We start from the raw sequence: 18,117 nt of genomic DNA on the forward strand, positions 1-18,117 counted from the left end.
GGTCGCCGCACGCGGCCGCGCACGCCATGCTGGGAGCCGCGGCCGCCAGGCCCGCGCAGAGGAGGTGGCGAGGTGGCACGAGCACGCTCCGTGGGGCGACGTCGGGGCCCGCGCCTCGGCGCCGTCCTCGCCTGCGTGCTCGGGGCGGTCGGGCTCGCGGGGTGCGCGGCCGAGCCGGCGCCGGCGCCGGCGCCGACCACCGTCGCGCCCGCCCCCGAGGCGTCGCGCACCGCGCCACCACCCGTCGCGGCGTGGACCCCGCCCGACGTCGACCTCGCGACCCTGCCGGTGGCCGACCCCTGGGCCGTGATGCCGCAGGCCGTGGCCGACCCGGACCCCGGGACGATGCCGAGCGGCCTGCTCGTCACCCCGGACACCGACCCCGGGATCGCGCTGTACGACGCCCCGCGCGGCGCACCGTTCGCGCTGCTCCCCCTGGTCCAGTACCAGGGCGTGACCTCTTACCCGGTGGTCGCGCAGCAGGGCGACTGGTACCAGGTGCTGCTCACGGTGCGGCGCGGTCTGCCGAGCCAGGTGGGCCCGGACGGCGTCAACGAGGCCACGGGCTGGGTGCACGCCGACGACGTCCTGACGAGCTCCACGGACTACCGGATCACGGCGTCCCTGGGCACGGGCGAGGTGGTGCTGCACCGCGGCGAGGAGGAGGTCGCCCGGACGGTGACGGGGTTCGGCACCCCGGAGACGCCGACCCCGCTGGGCCGCACGTTCGTCATGTCGATCGCGCCGGACCCGGGCGCCCGGTACTCACCGGTGTTCGTGTACTTCGGCTCGCACTCGCCCACGCTGGACGAGTTCAACGGCGGGCCGGCGCCGATCGCGATCCACGCCTACGCGACCTACAGCGGGCCGATCTCGAACGGGTGCCTGCGCGTGCCGGCCGATGCCCTGGCGCCGTTCGCCGACGTACCCCTCGGCACGCCGGTGCTCGTCACCGCCTGACACCGGCGATCGCGCCGCGGTGGGTGACGCGTTGGCGTCGCTGGGCGACGCCAAGGCGTCATGCAGCGACGCGGGGCGCCCCCGCGCTGGGCTGTCGGCCGGGGCCGACGGGTCTGTCAGAGGCGGTCGAGGCGCGGGCTGTCGAGCTCGACGCGACGCAGGTCGCCGCCGAAGTCGACGATCGCGGCGCGGTCGCCGTCCATGCGGACGGCGCGGCCGAGGCCGTGGCGCTCGTGGCAGACGCGGTCGCCCGCCTCGACGGGGACGATGGTCTTGATGGCGGCCTCGCGAGCGGCGTTGAACGGGCTCGTGGCGAGGTAACGGCGAGCAGCAGGACGGGGCGGCATCGGATTTCTCCCACCAGGCCCGGGACGGAGGGGAGGGTCTGGAGCCTTCAGTCTACTCGCGTGGCAGCGCGGTCGTCAGGCCCTCGCCGCAAATCCGGCGGCGACGCGCGGGCACGCCGCTCCCGGCGCCGCCGCGCCGCACGGGCCGAGCGCTCGGCCCGGCGTCAGGCCGACGGCGCCGCCGGTGGGCGCCCGCGGCGCGGCGGCGGCCCCGCCGCGGAGGGCAGCCGGCCCTGCTCCGCGAGCGCGCGCCGCACGACGAGGTCGACCTGCGCGTTGACGCTGCGCAGCTCGTCGGCGGCCCAGCGCGCGAGCGCGTCGTGCACGGCCGGGTCGAGGCGCAGCAGCACCTGGCGGCGCTCGCGTCCCCGACCCGGCCGGGCCGGCTGCTCGTCGCTCACGTGTACAGCGACCCCGTGTTGACGACCGGGGTGGCGCCGCTCTGCCCGCACAGGACGACGAGCAGGTTCGACACCATGGCGGCGCGCCGCTCGTCGTCGAGGTCGACGATCCCGTCAGCCTCGAGCCGGTTGAGCGCGCTCTCGACCATGCCGACCGCCCCGTCGACGATCCGCTCGCGGGCGGCGATGATCGCGCCGGCCTGCTGCCGCTGGAGCATCGCGTGGGCGATCTCGGGCGCGTAGGCGAGGTTCGAGATCCGCGCCTCGATGACCTCCAGGCCCGCGATGACGACGCGGGCCGCGACCTCCGTCGCGATCTCCGCGGAGACCAGGTCCGTCGCGCCGCGCAGCGACTCCTCGCCGGCGTCGGCCTGGTCGTAGGGGTGGGACATCGCGACGTGGCGCAGGGCGGACTCGGACTGCACCCGCACGAAGTCGGCGTAGTCCTCGACGGCGAAGGTCGCCTTGGCGGTGTCCGCGACCTGCCACACGACGATCGCCGCGATGTTGATCGGGTTGCCGTCGGCGTCGTTGACCTTGAGCTCGTTGGTCTCGAAGTTCCGGACGCGGACGGAGACCTTCTTGCGGGTGGTCAGCGGCACCGTGAGCACCAGGCCGGTGCGGCGGATGGTGCCGATGTACCGGCCGAAGAGCTGGACCACGCGCGTCTGCCCCGGGCTGATGACGGCGACGCTGGTCAGCAGCACCAGCCCCACGAGGGCCAGGACGATGCCCAGGACGCCCGCCAGGTCCTCGCCGCCGTCGGCCGCGATGAACAGCGGGACGCACGCGCCGATCATCACGAGCGCGGCGAGGATCACGAGGAGGGCCGGACCCGTGCCCAGCGACCAGGCGAGGCGCTCGGCGACGTCGACGCGCGCGCCGGAGTGGCCGACCGGGCGCCCGGCGGGGTCGCCGCCGACGGAGGCCTGCGGTGGGGGGACGGTCTCGGACATGGGCTCCTCCTGGTGCTGACGACCGCCGGATCGGCGGCGTATAGCAAAGTGATATCACATTTTAGCGCCGGGCGGACCGCGCCGGACGGACAGCGCCGGACGGACCGGGGGTGCATAGATTGGTCCCGTGCTTCCCACCGACCTCCCGCTGCTCCGCACGCCCGGCGCCCCGGCGCTCAGCCCGGACGGGACGACGGTCGTCGTCCCGGTCGTCGCGCCCGACCCGGAGACCGACGAGTACGTCGGCAGCCTCTGGACCGTCCCCGTCGACGGCTCGCGCCCGCCCGCGCCGCTGACCCGCGGCCACCGCGACACGTCGCCCGTGTGGTCGCCCGACGGCCGCCTGATCGCCTTCGTGCGCGCGGAGCCGAAGGGCCGCCCGCAGCTGCACGTCGTCGAGGCCGGCGGCGGCGAGCCCGTGCGGCTGACCGACGCCCCCCTCGGCGTGAGCGAGCCCCGCTTCTCCCCCGACGGCGCGCGCCTCGCCTACCTCGCGCGCGTCCCCGAGGAGGGCCGCTACGTCGCGGGCGAGGACCCGGGCGCCGAGGCGCCGCGCCACATCACGACCTTCCGCTACCGCGGCGACGGCATCGGCTTCTTCCGCGACCGCCCGCAGCACGTCTTCGTGGTCGACGTCCCGCGCGACGGCGAGCCCGGCGAGGCCGCCCGCGACCTGCCCGAGCCGGTGCAGCTCACGTCCGGAGACGTCGACGTGGCCGCGCCCCGGTGGCTGCCCGACGGCGAGGCGCTCGTGGCGGTCGCCGCCCTGCACCCGGGGCGCGAGGAGGACCTGCTGCGCGACGCCGTGCTCGTCGAGGCGCCCCGGACGCCGCGCGCCGCCGGGTCGGAGCCGCCGCTCCCCCGCCCCCTCACCGACGCCGCCCGTGGGTCGACGCTCTCGGTCGAGACCGTCCTGCCGTCCGCGGACGGGCGCACGCTGTGGCTGCTCGCGGGCGACCAGGGGCCGTCGCGCCTCGACTTCGTCGCCTCCCAGACGGGCCTGTTCACGCTCGACCTGGCGCAGGTGCGCGCCCGGCTCGACGAGCCGGTCCGGCCCACGGAGCTCGAGGGCGCCGAGGACGCCGGCGAGGCGGTCCTGGCACCGCACGTCACCCCGCGCCGCCTGACGGACGCCGAGACGACCGACCTCGTCCCCGGCCTGCTCGCGCTGGCCGGCGACGAGGTGCTGGTCGCCGACCAGCGGCGCGGCGCCGTCGTGCTACTCGCCGTGCCCGCGACGGGCGAGGGCGAGCCGCGGGTGCTGGTCGACTCGCCCGCCGTGGTGACCGGCCTGGACGCGGCGGCCGACGCCGTCGTCGTGTGCGCCGCCTCCCCGGTCTCCTCCGGGGACGTGCTCGCGGTCGACCGCGCGACCGGCGCCGTGCGCGCCCTGACGGACCTGTCCGCGCCGCTGCGCGCGACCGGCCGCGTCAGGACGCCGCGCGAGCTCACGGCGACGGCGCCCGACGGCTACCCCGTCCACGGCTGGGTCGCGCTGCCGGACCCGCAGCGCTACGGGACGGGGCCGCACCCGACGCTGCTGCTCATCCACGGCGGACCGTTCGCCCAGTACACGCACGCGCTGTTCGACGAGGTGCAGGTGCTCGCCGAGGCCGGCTACGCGGTCGTCTACGGCAACCCGCGCGGCTCCGCCGGGTACGGGCGCGCGCACGGCCGCGCGATCCGCCGCGGCTTCGGCACGGTCGACGCCGACGACGTCGTCGCGCTGCTGGACGCGGCGCTCGCGGACGCCTCGCTCGGCCTGGACGCGGAGCGCGTCGGGGTCCTCGGCGGCTCCTACGGCGGCTACATGACCGCCTGGCTGACGACGCGCACGGACCGCTTCGCCGCCGCGATCGTCGAGCGCGGCTTCCTCGACCCCATCAGCTTCGTCGGGTCGAGCGACATCGGCTGGTTCTTCGGGCTCGAGTACCTCGGCGGCGGGGACACGCCCGAGGAGGCCGCGGCGCTCGCCGCGCAGTCGCCGATGGCGCACGTGCACCGCGTGCGCACGCCGACCCTGGTGATCCACTCCGAGCAGGACTGGCGCTGCCCCGTCGAGCAGGGCCAGCGCTGGTTCGTCGAGCTCAAGCGCCGCGGCGTGCCCGCGGAGCTCCTGCTGTTCCCCGGCGAGGGGCACGAGCTCACGCGCTCGGGCCGCCCCCGCCACCGCATCACGCGCTTCGAGCACGTGCTGCGCTGGTGGGCTCAGCACCTGCCGGTCGCGCCGTCGGCGTCGGACCGGTGAGCGCGGCCGCCGCGCCGGGCGCGGTCGAGGCCGGTGCGCGCCCGAGCGTCCTGTTCGTGTGCGTCCACAACGCCGGGCGCTCGCAGATGGCGGCGGGCTTCCTCACGGCTCTGTCGGGCGGCGCGGTCGAGGTGCGATCCGCGGGATCGATGCCCGCCGAGCAGATCAACCCGGCCGCCGTCGAGGCGATGGCGGAGGTGGGCATCGACCTCCGCTCCGAGCGCCCCAAGGTGCTCACCGCCGAGGCCGTCCAGGCGTCCGACGTGGTCGTGACCATGGGCTGCGGCGACGCGTGCCCGTACTACCCCGGCACCCGGTACGAGGACTGGGCCCTCGAGGACCCCGCCGGCCGGGGCGTCGAGGCGGTGCGCCCCATCCGCGACGAGATCCGCGCCCGCGTCCTGACGCTCCTCGCCGAGCTCGGCGTCCCCCCGGTCGACGCCTGACGCCGGTTCTGGCACGGATCCGGGTGCCGCCGCGCCGGGATCCGTGCCAGAACCCGCGCGCGGCACCGGCGGGCGCAGGAGGATGGGCCTCGTGCTGCTCGCCGACGTCGCCGCCACCTCGACCGCGCTCGCCGCGACCCGCTCGCGCCTCGCCAAGCGCGCACTGCTGGTCGACCTCCTGCGTCGCACCGCGCCGGCGGAGGTCCCCGTCGTGGCCCGGTACCTCGGCGGCGAGCTGCGGCAGCGGCGCACCGGCCTGGGCTGGCGATCGCTCGCGACGCTCCCCGAGCCGGCGGCCGCGCCGACGCTCGACGTGCTCGCGGTCGACGCCGCCTTCGAGCGCATGGCCGCGCTCGCCGGCCCCGGCTCCGCGACCGCCCGCACGGCGCTGGCCACGGAGCTCTTCGCCGCCGCCACGGCCGACGAGCAGCGCCTGCTCCGGGGCCTGGTGACCGGCGAGCTGCGACAGGGCGCGCTCGACGCGCTGCTGCTCGACGCGGTCGCGCAGGCCGCGGGCGTGCCGGCCGACGCCGTCCGCCGGGCCGCGATGCTCGCGGGCGCGACCGAGCCCGTCGCCGCCGCGGCGCTCGGGGCGCCGTCGCCGCAGGACGCGCTCGCCGCGCTCGACGCCTTCACGCTCACCGTCGGGCGCCCGGTCCGGCCGATGCTGGCCGCGTCGGCCCTCGACGTCGCGACCGCCGTCGCGGGGTTCGACGGCCGGACCGTCGTCGTCGACGCCAAGCTGGACGGCATCCGCATCCAGGTGCACCGGGACGGCGACGACGTCGGCGTCTACACCCGCAGCCTGGACGACATCACGGCGCGCGTCCCGGAGGTGGTCGACGTCGTGCGGGCGCTGCCCGTGACCACGGCGGTGCTCGACGGCGAGGCCCTGGCCCTGGGCGCGGACGGGCGACCGCGCCCGTTCCAGGAGACGGCGTCGCGCAGCGCGACGCGCGACGCCGAGCTCGCCGGCGCGGCGACCCTCACCCCGTTCTTCTTCGACGTGCTGCACGTCGACGGCCGCGACCTGCTGGGCGCTCCCCTGCGCGAGCGCCTCGCCGTCCTCGACGCGATCGCGCCGGACCACACGGTCGAGCGCGTGGTGACCGACGACGCCGACGTCGCCCAGGAGGCCTTCGCGCGCTGGGTCGCGGCCGGGCAGGAGGGCGTCATCGTCAAGGACGCGCAGGCGCCGTACGACGCCGGCCGGCGCGGCGGCGCGTGGGTCAAGGTCAAGCCCCGCCACACCCTCGACCTCGTGGTGCTCGCCGTCGAGCGCGGATCCGGCCGCCGCAGCGGCCTGCTCTCGAACATCCACCTCGGCGCGCGCGACCCCGAGACGGGCGGCTTCGTGATGCTGGGCAAGACGTTCAAGGGGATGACCGACGAGATGCTCGCGTGGCAGACGCAGCGGTTCCGCGAGCTCGAGGTCGCCGATGACGGGTGGACGGTGACGCTGCGGCCGGAGCAGGTCGTCGAGATCGCGTTCGACGGGCTGCAGCGCTCGACGCGCTACCCGGGCGGCCTGGCGCTGCGCTTCGCGCGCGTCCTGCGCTACCGGGACGACAAGACGCCCGCCGAGGCGGACACGATCGGCACGGTGCGGTCCCTGCTCCATCCAGGCGATGGCGCCAGCGCCTGACTACAGGAGGAGCGCACGACTGCGACTATGTGAATCGCGGAGGAGCGAGACAAGGAACGCATGCGCGAGGCGTGCGGTTCCCATGCAATGGGACGTGATCGGGGTCGCCGATGTTCCCGAAGCTGCAGGCGAGTACGACTGCATGATTGGACCGTTGGTCGGGCACCTGCAGACACGCGCCGATTGCAGACTTCCTGCGGAGCAGGGTCGCTCGTGAACGTGTCGATCACTTTGGATTGAACCCCGACATTGGCGCCGACCGCCACTTGCCGACGCGCCGGCGGCGTGGTGACGCCGCCGCGAGCCCCAAGGTGATCGGGTTGCCCGCAAGACGTTCAGGGCATTACGGACGAGATGCTCGCGTGACAGAGTGCGGTCCGGGCGAGTCTCAGTGAGGGGTTCAGCCATCCCCACGATCGCCCGGTCGGCGCGGCCTGAGGTTTGCTCACGTCGTCCGATACGCTGCAGACATTGGTCCCCACGGAGCCGCCACGATCAAAGCAGCAACGGATTACCCATCGAGAGGGTCGAGACGGAGCGGCGGGGACAGGCTGCCACGAAGACTTGTATGGCAGGATGCAAGCCGAGGCGATTACGACCGGAAGGCTGCACGCGACGATGAACGCAATAAGCCCCAGCCAGATCAACGATTTGCTGAACCGCGTTCGGCGACGTGGATACCGGAACTACCTACTCTCGATGGATCTAAAGAAGGTACGCGGCTTTGTCGATGCCCACGTCCGGTTCGACTTTCCCGTGACAGCCCTCGTAGGGCCGAACGGCGCAGGGAAGACGACAGTCCTAGGCGCTGCGGGACTCATCTACGCTGACGTTCAACCCCGTCGGTTCTTCGCGCGAGGCGGTACGTATGATGCGTCAATGCAGGGATGGAAGGTCGAGTACGAGGTCTACTCTGGCGGCACATCCGTCCCCCGTACGGCGTCGTACACCGAAGCAACAGCCGACGTCACGCGCAGCAAGTGGAACAGGAAAGGTGTGGCACGGCCCGTGAAGGTCATCGGCGTGAGCCGCACCTTGCCCTTAACAGAACGTACCGACGTTCAGCGATTCGCAAAGGGCGACTTTGTCGGCGTCACCGAAGAATCCTTCACCGCTGAAGTTGTTTCTGCCGTCGAGCGAATCTTGGGCAAGCGCGCAGCGGACTATCTTCAGGTCCACGCAGACGAACAGGGCAAGTATTCGATCTTGGCATTGAAGCCAAGCAGCCAGGCTTCGCCGGGCTACTCGGAGTTCCATTTTGGCGCGGGTGAAGCCAGTATCATCCGGATCGTCAGCGAGATCGAGTCGGTTGAGGACGAAGCGCTCATCCTCATCGAAGAAGTCGAGAACGGCCTCCATCCCATCGCGACTCGGCGCCTCGTCGAGTACCTGATCGCGGTGTGCCGACGCAAGGGCTGCCAAGTCATCTTCACCACGCACAGCAACGCCGCTTTGAGTCCGCTGCCGGGCGAGGCCGTGTGGTCGTCCTACCGAGGAAAGCTCACGCAAGGCAAACTCGACGTCGAGTCGCTTCGCGCACTGACCGGCGAGATTGACGCACGTCTCGCGGTGTTTGCCGAAGACAGGTTTGGAAGCCTAGTCGCGGAGGTTACACTTCGGCGCTTCGGCGATCTAACGGATCAAGCGCTCGATCTTAAAGGTGTCGAAATCCACGCGCTCGGTGGCGCCGCGCAGGCCCGCGACCAAGCGCGGCACAACAACGCAAACCCGGCCCGTCGCTTCAATGCACTTGCCCTCCTGGATGGCGACAAGAGCAGGCAGTCCGACTACCTCCCAGCTGCACGCGAGGATCTCAACATCGACGGAAGCCCATTCGTGACCTTCTTCAGCGGGACCTCCGACCCGGAGGCGGTGATCGTCGAGCAACTTGCTGACCTCATAGAGAGGAACGGCCGAGTCCTACCGCGACTAACTCTCGCTCTGCAAATGGACACCGGACACGAGAATCGTGTCGGGGAAGTCCTGCGCACACGCCTGCTGACGAACACCGATCGGCACGAGATCTTTAAAGAGATCGGCGAGGACCTCGACTTCCTGGGCGAGGAGGTCACAGCAAGAGCGTTTGTTTCGACATGGGCGAACTTCCACGAGGCAGAGGTGCGTGCCGTCTGGGAGCCCGTCTCGAGCCACCTGCCACTGCTGTCCGACGCCGCATAAGGGCCGGCTGGAAGCGATAATTCAAGGCGGCCTGGTCGACTCTCAGCCACTCCTCTACTCAAGACACTCAAAGGCATGACCGACGAGATGCTCGCGTGGCACACGCAGCGGTTCTGCGAGCTCGTCGTCGACGACGACGGCTGGAGGGTGTGACGCTGCGCCGGGAGCAGGTCGTGAATGTCGCTTCCGACGGGCCGCAGCGGTCGACGCGCTACCCGGACCGCCTGGCGCTCAGGTTCGCGAGAGTCGTCCAGCACCGAGAGGACAAGGCGCCGGAGGATGCCGAAACGATCGACGCCGTCCGCGCGCGCCTCTCAGGCGACGCACCCGACGAGCGCCCGGTCGGGTGGGTGTACTCGTCGCGAAGTTTCGCCGTGCCGTCGGCGCACGGCCCAACGACGGCGCACGGTTTCGCGCGCGAAGGTCGCGGCGCCATTCGCACGCCCGGCGCGCGGGGTGCACTACGTCTCACGGCGGCTCACGGTCCAGAGAGGCGAGGTGCGTGGCCAGCGCCTTGCGACGCTCCTTCTTCGTCAGGACGGAGCGGCGGAGCACCTGGTCGTACGACCAGACGCCGAACGCGAGACGAACGGGCTCGCGCAGGAGCGCGGCCACCCATGCCCCGGCGAGCAGCACGTAGGCGAACAGCGGGGCGCCGCTGACGAGCAGGCCCGAGGCGTACAGGCCGATGGCGGCCCCGCTTGGGCGGAAGAAAATGCGCTTCACGGTGTGCGTACCGGGTGGTCTCGGAAGGCCTAGGCGTCGGTCCCGGCGCCCGTGAAGTCGTGCGGTACTACGTCCTCTCTGTTTCCACAGCCCGACTCCCGTCACGGGAGATCACGGGCGCTAGAACCAACGCGCTAGTTCGTGCTTTGCCATCTGTGGACACCTCCGTTCCTTGATCGACTTGCCCGAACTATCGTCCGGGCGGTACCGGCCCAGAGTATCCGAAGGGCGTACTACGCGCATGTAGTTCGCTGTGGGCGCACCTCCGTCCGAGAGGGCTTGCGCCGTGCGGGGCGTTCTGTGGGCGGGACGGACGTTGACAGTGGCGCGCGCGGCACCGCACGCCTCTTGGCGAGGCGCCTCACCGACGTCCAGCCGGGTGAGAGGGCTTGTCGCCGGTGGGCGCTTCGCGTATGGAGGCGCGCAAACCACGAAGAGCCCCGCTCCCATGAGGAGGGCTAGGCTCTGAGTGGATCTGCCTTAATGTGCGAGCGGTTGTGCTCTTGTGACTCACGGAACGCCTCGTGGAAGGTCGCGCGGTCCTTTCCGGTGGCGCCGCACACCGAGGACAAACGAACCGGTGAAGGGCGACTTTCCCGGATGTCCGAGGTCACGGCCGATAGCCCGGTATCCCTCGGTTCGTCTCGCAGAGGCGCCCGCGTCCCTTCGGTGAGGTGCAAGCCGCACCTCACGCAGGCGTCAGGGTCCTGGGCGTCGAACTCCGACGGGAGCAGGACCTTCACGACCGCGCCGCAGACGCCGCGGTCGTACTTCCACGAGGGCAGGAACTCTGCCTCGACTGAACGTCGCCTCCACCTCGAGACGGCGTCTACAGGTCCAGGCTCCTCCGGGAGCACCTTGTCTATCGCATGGTCCTTCGGGTCGCTTTGCTCGTCGTACGAGCCGAGGCCGGCGTAGGTTCAGCGACCCTCCGCACGGATGCTCACATTGGTGAGCGCCGCACGGAAGTCCGACAAGTAGTGCCGCGTTAAGAGAACCCCGTCATCGACTCGCCAACGTGAGCGAGCGGCGGGCTAGCGACGCACCGGCCGCCGCGATGGCCTGCGTGGCAGACGCAGCGGTTCCGCGAGCTCGAGGTCGCCGATGACGGGTGGACGGTGACGCTGCGCCCGGAGCAGGTCGTCGAGATCGCGTTCGACGGGCTGCAGCGCTCGACGCGCTACCCGGGCGGCCTGGCGCTGCGCTTCGCGCGCGTCCTGCGCTACCGGGACGACAAGACGCCGGCCGAGGCGGACACGATCGGCACGGTGCGGGAGCTCTCGCCGCCGGGCGGGTAGCCGCTCGCGGTGCCTACAGTGGACGGTCGATCGCTCGTCCGGCGCAAGGAGTGAGCATGAACCCGACCATCAGCGTCCTCTTCCGCGCCATCCCGCTCGCGATGGGGGCGGTGTGCCTCGCGTTCGGGCTCGACGTCCTCGCCGCCGGGGACGACGCCGCGCACTTCGTCGCCGGGCACGTCCTCGTCGCCCTCACCGCCATCTGCGTCGCGCTCTTCACGACCGCCGCGACGATCATCCGCCAGCTCATCCACCGCTACGGCCGCCCCTGGGAGATCGCCCTGCCGGCCCTCGGGTACGCCGTCGCGCTCGCCACGGTCGGCTGGGGCATCTCGATCCTCGGACGGGGCGAGGAGCCCCAGTTCGTCGTGGCGGGCCACGTGGTGCTCGGCATTGGGTTCATCGCGACGTGCGTGAGCACCGTGGCCACGGCGTCCACGAAGTTCGTCCTCATCCAGCGCAGCGGCGCGCTGGGACCGGGCGGCGGCCCGCCCGACGGCGCCTACTCCCGGCGGGCCGGGATCGTCCTGGTGGCGATCCCCGCCGTCGTCGCGCTCGCCGGGCTGGTGATCGCCGGCACGCTCTACGCGCAGGGCGGCACGCACGCCCTCGTCGCGGGGAACGTGCTCACCGGGCTGTCCGTCATCTGCGCGGCGCTCGTCTCCCTGGTCGCGAGCGTGGTGCGCCAGGTGCGCAACGAGTTCGGCGACGCCGAGCGCCTCCGCTGGACGTGGTGGGTCGTGGCGATGGGCACGACGAACGTGGTCCTCGGCCTCGCGGTGCTGCTCGGCTCGGACGACCCGGCCCGGATCGCCCCGGGCAACGTCCTCATCGGGCTCGGCCTCGTGTGCTTCAGCATCCTGTCGAAGGTGGTGCTGCTCGCCCTCGTCTGGCGCCGCTCGTTCCCGCTCGCCAACCGCATCCCGCTCATCCCGGTGGGGACCGCGCTGACGTGCCTCTTCTACGCCGCGTTCCTCTTCCAGGCGACGCTAACGGGGCCGGCGTTCTTCGTCCCCGCCCACGTCCTGGTCGGGCTCGGCGCCGTCTGCTTCACCCTGTTCTCGATCGTCTCGATCCTCGAGGCGGGCACGTCGGGCGCGTCGGACGCCTGAACCCGGGTGGGCGGCGGGCCGCCGGTGACGGCGGCCCGTGCCCGTCACCCGTGCGTCGGGCGGCGGTGCAGCGTCAGGTGCGGCAGGTGGACGCCGCGGACGCGGGGCGGCACGCCGCGCTCGGCGGCTGCGACGCGGCGCTGGAGGCGCTGCTCGAGGCGGCGTTCCTGGGAGCGGTAGAGCGAGAGGTACAGGTCGGGGTGCACGGGGGTCTCCTGCGCTCGTGGGGCCGTGGCCGGTGGGCCACGTCGGCCGGCGGAGCGGGTCGCGCCCCGCGGGGGCCGGCGAGACGTCCGTGTCCCGCCCAGCCAGGCTCCCACCCCCGGCAGGCACGCCGCCGGGACCTTGGACCGCGGCCATCAGGGTGACGCGCTCGGGTCGGTATCCGACGCGGACGCGTCACCCTGCGCGGCTCAGAGCGCGCGCGCGACCTCGTAGGCCTCGGCGATGGCGTCGATGGCCCGGCGGGCGCTGACGGCGTCGCCCACCACGTGGCACTCGATGCCCCGCGCCGCGCAGTGCTCGACGAGCGCCGAGTGGTCCACCGGCACGGACCCGACGGCGGCGACCACCAGGTCGGCCGCGATCTCGCCGAGCTCCCCGTCGCTCTCGACCACGACGCCCGCGGCGGTCACGCGCGCGCACGTCGCGTCGGTCACCACGGTGATGCCCTCGCGCGCGACGGCCTCCATGACGCAGATGCGCCGGAGCTGACCCAGGTCCCCGCCCACGGCCTCGGCCGTCTCGACGACCGTGACCGCGACGCCCTGCTCGGCGAGGTGCTCGGCGGCCTCGAGGCCGACCAGACCGCCACCGATGACGACGGCGCTGCGCACCCCGCTGCGCACGGCCGGTGCCTCGCCGCGCAGCACGGCGAAGGCGTCGGTGAGGTTCGCCCCGTCCTCCACGGGCACCGGGAGCGCGCGCGGCACGGCACCCGTCGCGACGACGACGGCGTCGGGCGCCACCTCGTCGATGAGCGCCGGCGTCACCGGGGTGCTCAGGCGCACCTCGACCCCGGCCCGCACCGCCTGCTCGCCGCGCGACACCGCCGCGTCGCGCATCTCGCCCTTGCGCGGCGCGTGCCCAGCCAGCTCGAACTGACCGCCGAGCGCGCCGCTCGCCTCGCACAGCACCGGGCGGTGCCCGCGCTCCTGCAGCACGAGCGCCGCCTCGATCCCGGCGACGCCGCCGCCCGCCACCAGGACGCGTCGCGGCCGCCCGGTGACCTGCAGCGTGCCCTCGCCCTCGCGCCCGACCCGCGGGTTGCGCAGGCACGTGATGGGCTGGCCCAGCACGAAGCGGTCGAAGCAGCCCTGGTTGCACGCGACGCACATGACGATGTCTTCCGCGCGTCCCTCGGCCGCCTTGCGGCAGAAGTCGGGGTCCGCGATCTGCCCGCGCCCGACGACGACCATGTCCGCCATCCCGGAGGCGATGATGTCGTCGCCCTGCGCCGGGTGGTTGATGCGCCCGACGGCGATCGTCGGCATGCCGGTCCCCCGCCGGATCGCCGCCGCGTTCTCCACGTTGAAGCCGCGCTCGAGGTCGATCGGCGGCACCTCGTACTTGATGGCCGAGGTGACGATGTTGCCGCGGGAGACGTCCAGGACGTCCACGCCCGCCTCCTGGGCGAGGCGGCAGAACGCGATGACGTCGTCGCGCGTGAGCCCGCCGGGCAGCTCGTCGTCGAGCGCGTCGATGCGCATGAGCAGCGGCATGTCGTCGGGGATGCTCGCGCGGATCGCGCGGATGCACTCCAGCGGGTAGCGGGCACGGTTCTCGAAGGAGCCGCCGTACTCGTCCGTGCGCTGGTTGAGCGCGGGCGACAGGAAGGAGTGGGGCGAGTAGTTGTGCGCGCAGTGGAACTCGACCGCGTCGAAGCCCGCGGCGACGGCGCGGGCTGCCGCCTCACCCCACGCCTGCACGACCTCGGCGATCTTCTCGACGCTCGAGCCGGGGATCTGGCCGCCGGGCGTCGGCAGGCCGCTCGCCGTCACGAGCTCGAGCGCTGCGGGGTCCTGCCCCCAGGCGGCCATGCCGCCCTGCCACAGCTGCACGGCGCAGCGTGCGCCGGCGGCGTGCACGGCGTCGGTGAAGCGCCGGAGCCCGGCGACGTACGTGTCGTCGGCGATGCTCAGGAAGTTCCGCGGGGCGGAGGGCGTGTGGACCGAGCAGCACTCGGTGATGAGCAGCCCGCAGCCGCCCTCGGCGCGCGCGACGTGGTAGTCGATGAGCTGGTCGCTGACGTGGCCGCCGTCGGCCACGAAGCCGGTGGCCATGGCCGGGAAGACGACGCGGTTGCGCAGCTCGAGCCCGCGCAGGGTCATCGGGGCGAGCAGGTGGTCGTACGGCATGACTTCCTCCTGGGACCGGCGGTGGCGCCGCACGGGCGACGCTGCGGCGGCTCCATGCTCGTGGCGCTGCGCCCCCGCGACGCGGGACCTTCGGGTCCCGCCGGGCCCTGGCCCTCCGGCCGCGCTCGCCGAGGCGGTCCCGGACCGTGGCGGCGGCGTGGTCCCGGGTGGCGCTGGCTAGGCTCGGGACCGTGCCCAGCCCCACGCCAGAGCCGTCGCGGAGCGTCGAGGACGAGACCCGTCCGCTGCGCAGCGACGCCGCGCGCAACCGGGACCGGATCATCGGGGCGGCGCGCGAGCTGTTCGCCTCGCGCGGCCTGGGGGTCGGGCTCAACGAGGTCGCGCACCACGCGGGCCTCGGGGTCGGCACCGTCTACCGGCGCTTCCCCGACAAGCAGGCGCTCGTCGACGCGGCGCTCGCCGAGCCGCTGCAGCGCATGCGCGACGTCGCCGACCAGGCGCTACGGGCGCCGCGGGCGTGGGACGGGCTCATGCTGCTGCTGAGCGAGGGGGCGGCCCTCCTGGCCGCGAACCTGGGCCTGCGCGACGTCGCGCTCACGCGCGGCGACGGCCCGAGCACGCTGACCGCCGAGCGCGAGGGGTTCGCCGCGGTCGCGAGCACCCTGCTGGACCAGGCGCGCGCCGAGGGCGACCTGCGTCCGGGCGTCACCGGCGACGACGTCTACGTGCTGCTGTGGATGCTCACGGAGCTGGCCGAGCACAGCGCCGACGTCCGCCCCGACGCCTACGTCCGCTACCTCCAGCTGCTCACCGACGGCCTGCGCAGCGGACCCGGACGCGCCCCGCTCCCGGCCCCGCTGACCACCGACGAGGCGGTCGAGATCAGCCGGCGGTGGGCGGGCCGCTGAGCGGCCCGCCCACCGCACCGGTCAGGACGAGGTGACCGACGTCCGGTCGTCGGCGTCCTCGTGGATCGCGTGGTGCCGCCGCTCGAGCTGGGCGCCCTCGACGTCGACGTCCGGCAGGAGCCGGTCGAGCCAGCGCGGCAGCCACCACGCCTTCTCGCCCACGAGGTGCATCAGCGCGGGGACGAGCAGCATGCGGACGAGGAAGGCGTCGACGAGCACGCCGAACGCCAGGCCGAAGCCGATGGGCCGGATGATCGCGGTGTGCGAGAACACGAAGCCGCCGAAGACGGCGATCATGATGATCGCCGCGGCGGTGACCACCGCGCGCCCGGCGCGCACGCCCTGCGTCACGGCCCGGCGGGCGCCCGCGCCGTGCGCGTACGCCTCGCGCATGCCTGACGTGAGGAACAGCTGGTAGTCCATCGCGAGGCCGAACAGCACGCCGACCAGGATGATCGGCAGGAAGCTCAGCACGGGGCCGGGGTCGTGCACGCCGAAGACGTCGCCGAGCCAGCCCCACTGGTAGATCGCGACCACGCCGCCGAAGGCCGCGTAGACGGACAGGATGAAGCCGGCCGTCGCGATGAGCGGCACGACGAGCGACCGGAACACCACGACGAGGATGATCAGCGACAGGCCGATGACGACGGCGAGGTAGACGGGCAGCGCCGCCGCGAGCTTCTCGGAGATGTCGATGTTGCCGCTGGCGGCGCCCGCGACGGCGAGCTCGCCCTCGGCGCCGTCCACGCTCATGCCGCGCAGCTCGTGGACGAGCTCCTCGGTCGAGACGGCGTTCGGGCCCTCGGCCGGCACCACCTGGAAGGCCATCAGCGTGAGGTCGTCCGACGTGCCGACCGGCACGACGGCCTCGACGTCGTCGACCGCGAGGATCTCGGCGCCGATGCGGGCCTGCAGGCCCATGACGTCCGCCTCCTGCGTGCCCTGGGGCAGGTCGGCGACGACGACGAGCGGGCCGTTGACGCCCTCGCCGAACGCGTCGGCGGTGACCATGTAGGCGCGGTACTGGCTCGAGTCCTCCGGCTCGGAGGAGCCGTCGGGCAGGCCGAGGCGCATGGACAGCGCCGGGATCGCCACGACCAGCAGGACGCCGACGCCCACCACCAGGCGCAGCACGGCCTTGCCGGTGGACATCGGCGGGAGGTCCGACGGCGGCGGCGTCGGCTTCGCGGTCCGCTGGCGGCGCGGCAGCATCCGCCGGCCGACGAGCGCGAGCAGCGCGGGCGTCGCGGTGACCGCGACCAGGACCGCCACGAGGACGCTGAACGCCGCGACCGTGCCCATGAGGGCCAGGAACGGGATCCCGGTCATGTTGAGCGCGAGCAGCGCGATGATCACCGTGGAACCGGCGAACACGACGGCGTTGCCGGAGGTCCCGTTCGCCAGGCCGATCGACTCGTGCACGTCGGCGCCCTCACGGAGCTGGCGGCGGTGCCGGTTGAGGATGAACAGCGAGTAGTCGATGCCCACCGCGAGGCCCAGCATGATGCCGAGGACCGGGGTCACCGAGATCATCTCGACGGTGCCCGAGAGCGCCATCGTCCCCAGCGCACCGATGCCGACGCCGATCAGCGCCGTGAGCAGCGGCAGGCCGGCCGCGACGAGCGTGCCCAGCATGACGAGCAGGACGAGCGCGGCCACGACGACGCCGACGACCTCGGCCGCGCCGCCGATGTTCGGCACGCCGGCCACGAGCTCGTTGGACCAGTCGACCTCGAGGCCCTCGACGGGCTCGGCCGTGAAGGCGTCCCGCACCGCCTCCTTGGTCTCGGGCGCGACCTCGAACACGGGGTCCGTGAAGAGCACCGTGGCGATGGCGGCGGAGCCGTCCTCCGAGACCGTGCGGAAGCCCTCGGCCATCTCGAGGAGGGCCAGGCCGTCGGCCAGCACGGGCTCCTGCGCCTCGAGCTCGGCCCGGGCGGCGTCCAGCGCCGCCTGCTGCTCGTCGAGGAGCGCCAGGCCGGCGTCGAGCTGCGCCTGCTGGGCGTCGAGCTGAGGGGCGACCATGGCCAGCATCCCGGCCGCCTCGGCCTGGGCGCGGGCCTCGTCGAGCTGCACCTGACCGACCTCGGCCTGCGCGCGGGCGGCGTCGAGCTGCGCCTGGCCCTCGGCCAGCTGCGCCCGCCCCGCCTCGAGCTGGGCCTGTCCCTCGGCGAGCTGCTGCGCCTGCCCCGCGCGCTCGGCCTCAGTCGCGAACGGGTCGACGGTGGCCTCGACCCCGTCGACGTCGGCGGCCCGCGCCACGGCGGCGGCGATGCCCGCGCGCTGCTCCGCGGTGATCTCCGAGCCGTCGGCCGTGTGGAACACCACGCTCGCCGTGCCGCCGGACGCGGTCTCGAGCTCGGCCTCGAGCCGGTCGGTCACCTCGGCCGTCGCCGTCCCGGGGATGGTGATCGCCGAGCTCACGGTGCCGCCCAGCGTCAGGTACGCAATGCCGGCGAGGGCGAGGAGGACGAGCCAGGCGACCAGGACGGTCCAGGCGCGCCGGGCGGAGAAGCGCCCCAGACGGTAGAGCAGCTCAGCCATGACGTGCGTCTCCTCGGACGGTGGGGGTCG

The 18,117-nt window shown here is 73.2% G+C and carries 14 protein-coding genes and 1 pseudogene; 8 read left to right on the forward strand and 7 right to left on the reverse strand.

The genetic code is table 11. The features are described from left to right. Positions 1-72 precede the first annotated feature (72 nt). Complete coding sequence (locus H2O74_RS12405) at positions 73-960, forward strand: L,D-transpeptidase (RefSeq protein ID WP_182111864.1); 888 nt, start codon at positions 73-75, stop codon at positions 958-960. 116 nt (positions 961-1,076) lie between these two features. Here the strand turns inward: H2O74_RS12405 and H2O74_RS12410 are convergent, their stop codons facing one another. From H2O74_RS12410 to H2O74_RS12420, 3 genes are all read right to left on the reverse strand, one after another. Further along, complete coding sequence (locus H2O74_RS12410) at positions 1,077-1,307, reverse strand: hypothetical protein (RefSeq protein ID WP_182111865.1); 231 nt, start codon at positions 1,305-1,307, stop codon at positions 1,077-1,079. 164 nt (positions 1,308-1,471) lie between these two features. Beyond that, complete coding sequence (locus H2O74_RS12415) at positions 1,472-1,708, reverse strand: hypothetical protein (protein ID WP_182111866.1); 237 nt, start codon at positions 1,706-1,708, stop codon at positions 1,472-1,474. Continuing rightward, positions 1,705-2,664 (reverse strand): SPFH domain-containing protein, encoded by a 960-nt coding sequence (locus tag H2O74_RS12420; protein ID WP_182111867.1) that lies wholly within the window; start codon positions 2,662-2,664, stop codon positions 1,705-1,707. Before H2O74_RS12420 ends, H2O74_RS12415 begins: the two co-directional genes overlap by 4 nt. A 127-nt stretch (positions 2,665-2,791) precedes the next feature. Between H2O74_RS12420 and H2O74_RS12425 the strand changes: the two genes are divergently transcribed. From H2O74_RS12425 to H2O74_RS12440, 4 genes are all read left to right on the forward strand, one after another. Continuing rightward, positions 2,792-4,912, forward strand: a complete 2,121-nt coding sequence (locus H2O74_RS12425) for a S9 family peptidase (RefSeq protein WP_182111868.1) — start codon at positions 2,792-2,794, stop codon at positions 4,910-4,912. Next, the gene (locus H2O74_RS12430; RefSeq protein ID WP_255491612.1) at positions 4,909-5,358 is read left to right on the forward strand and encodes an arsenate reductase ArsC; all 450 of its coding nucleotides are present in this window, start codon (positions 4,909-4,911) and stop codon (positions 5,356-5,358) included. The genes H2O74_RS12425 and H2O74_RS12430 overlap by 4 nt, the downstream gene beginning before the upstream one ends. 91 nt (positions 5,359-5,449) lie before the next feature. Then, positions 5,450-7,003 carry an ATP-dependent DNA ligase gene (locus tag H2O74_RS12435; RefSeq protein WP_182111869.1) on the forward strand — a complete coding sequence of 518 codons (1,554 nt, stop codon included), beginning with the start codon at positions 5,450-5,452 and terminating at the stop codon, positions 7,001-7,003. A 618-nt stretch (positions 7,004-7,621) separates the two neighbouring features. Beyond that, complete coding sequence (locus H2O74_RS12440) at positions 7,622-9,181, forward strand: ATP-dependent endonuclease (protein ID WP_182114261.1); 1,560 nt, start codon at positions 7,622-7,624, stop codon at positions 9,179-9,181. A 468-nt stretch (positions 9,182-9,649) separates the two neighbouring features. Here H2O74_RS12440 and H2O74_RS12445 read toward each other — a convergent pair whose 3' ends face one another. Then, positions 9,650-9,907: a hypothetical protein gene (locus H2O74_RS12445; protein ID WP_182111870.1), complete on the reverse strand. Its 258-nt coding sequence runs from the start codon at positions 9,905-9,907 to the stop codon at positions 9,650-9,652. Positions 9,908-10,971: 1,064 nt separating this feature from the next. Between H2O74_RS12445 and H2O74_RS12450 the strand changes: the two are divergent. Both H2O74_RS12450 and H2O74_RS12455 read left to right on the forward strand, forming a co-directional pair. Then, a pseudogene (locus H2O74_RS12450) lies at positions 10,972-11,205 on the forward strand (ATP-dependent DNA ligase); the annotation flags it as partial. 56 nt (positions 11,206-11,261) lie between these two features. Then, complete coding sequence (locus H2O74_RS12455) at positions 11,262-12,317, forward strand: DUF2776 family protein (protein ID WP_182111871.1); 1,056 nt, start codon at positions 11,262-11,264, stop codon at positions 12,315-12,317. Positions 12,318-12,361: 44 nt separating this feature from the next. On the opposite strand, the gene H2O74_RS12460 is transcribed toward H2O74_RS12455, so the two are convergent. Then, complete coding sequence (locus tag H2O74_RS12460) at positions 12,362-12,523, reverse strand: hypothetical protein (protein WP_182111872.1); 162 nt, start codon at positions 12,521-12,523, stop codon at positions 12,362-12,364. 207 nt (positions 12,524-12,730) lie between these two features. Next, positions 12,731-14,674, reverse strand: a complete 1,944-nt coding sequence (locus tag H2O74_RS12465) for an FAD-dependent oxidoreductase (protein WP_182111873.1) — start codon at positions 14,672-14,674, stop codon at positions 12,731-12,733. Between the two features lie 191 nt (positions 14,675-14,865). Here H2O74_RS12465 and H2O74_RS12470 point away from each other — a divergent pair, with 191 nt between their 5' ends. Further along, positions 14,866-15,543: a TetR/AcrR family transcriptional regulator gene (locus H2O74_RS12470; RefSeq protein ID WP_182111874.1), complete on the forward strand. Its 678-nt coding sequence runs from the start codon at positions 14,866-14,868 to the stop codon at positions 15,541-15,543. 21 nt (positions 15,544-15,564) lie between these two features. Here the strand turns inward: H2O74_RS12470 and H2O74_RS12475 are convergent, their stop codons facing one another. Beyond that, positions 15,565-18,087: an MMPL family transporter gene (locus H2O74_RS12475; protein WP_182111875.1), complete on the reverse strand. Its 2,523-nt coding sequence runs from the start codon at positions 18,085-18,087 to the stop codon at positions 15,565-15,567. Positions 18,088-18,117: the final 30 nt, after the last annotated feature.

This window comes from Actinotalea sp. JY-7876 (genome assembly GCF_014042015.1).
In the GTDB taxonomy this organism is placed as follows: Bacteria; Actinomycetota; Actinomycetes; order Actinomycetales; family Cellulomonadaceae; genus Actinotalea.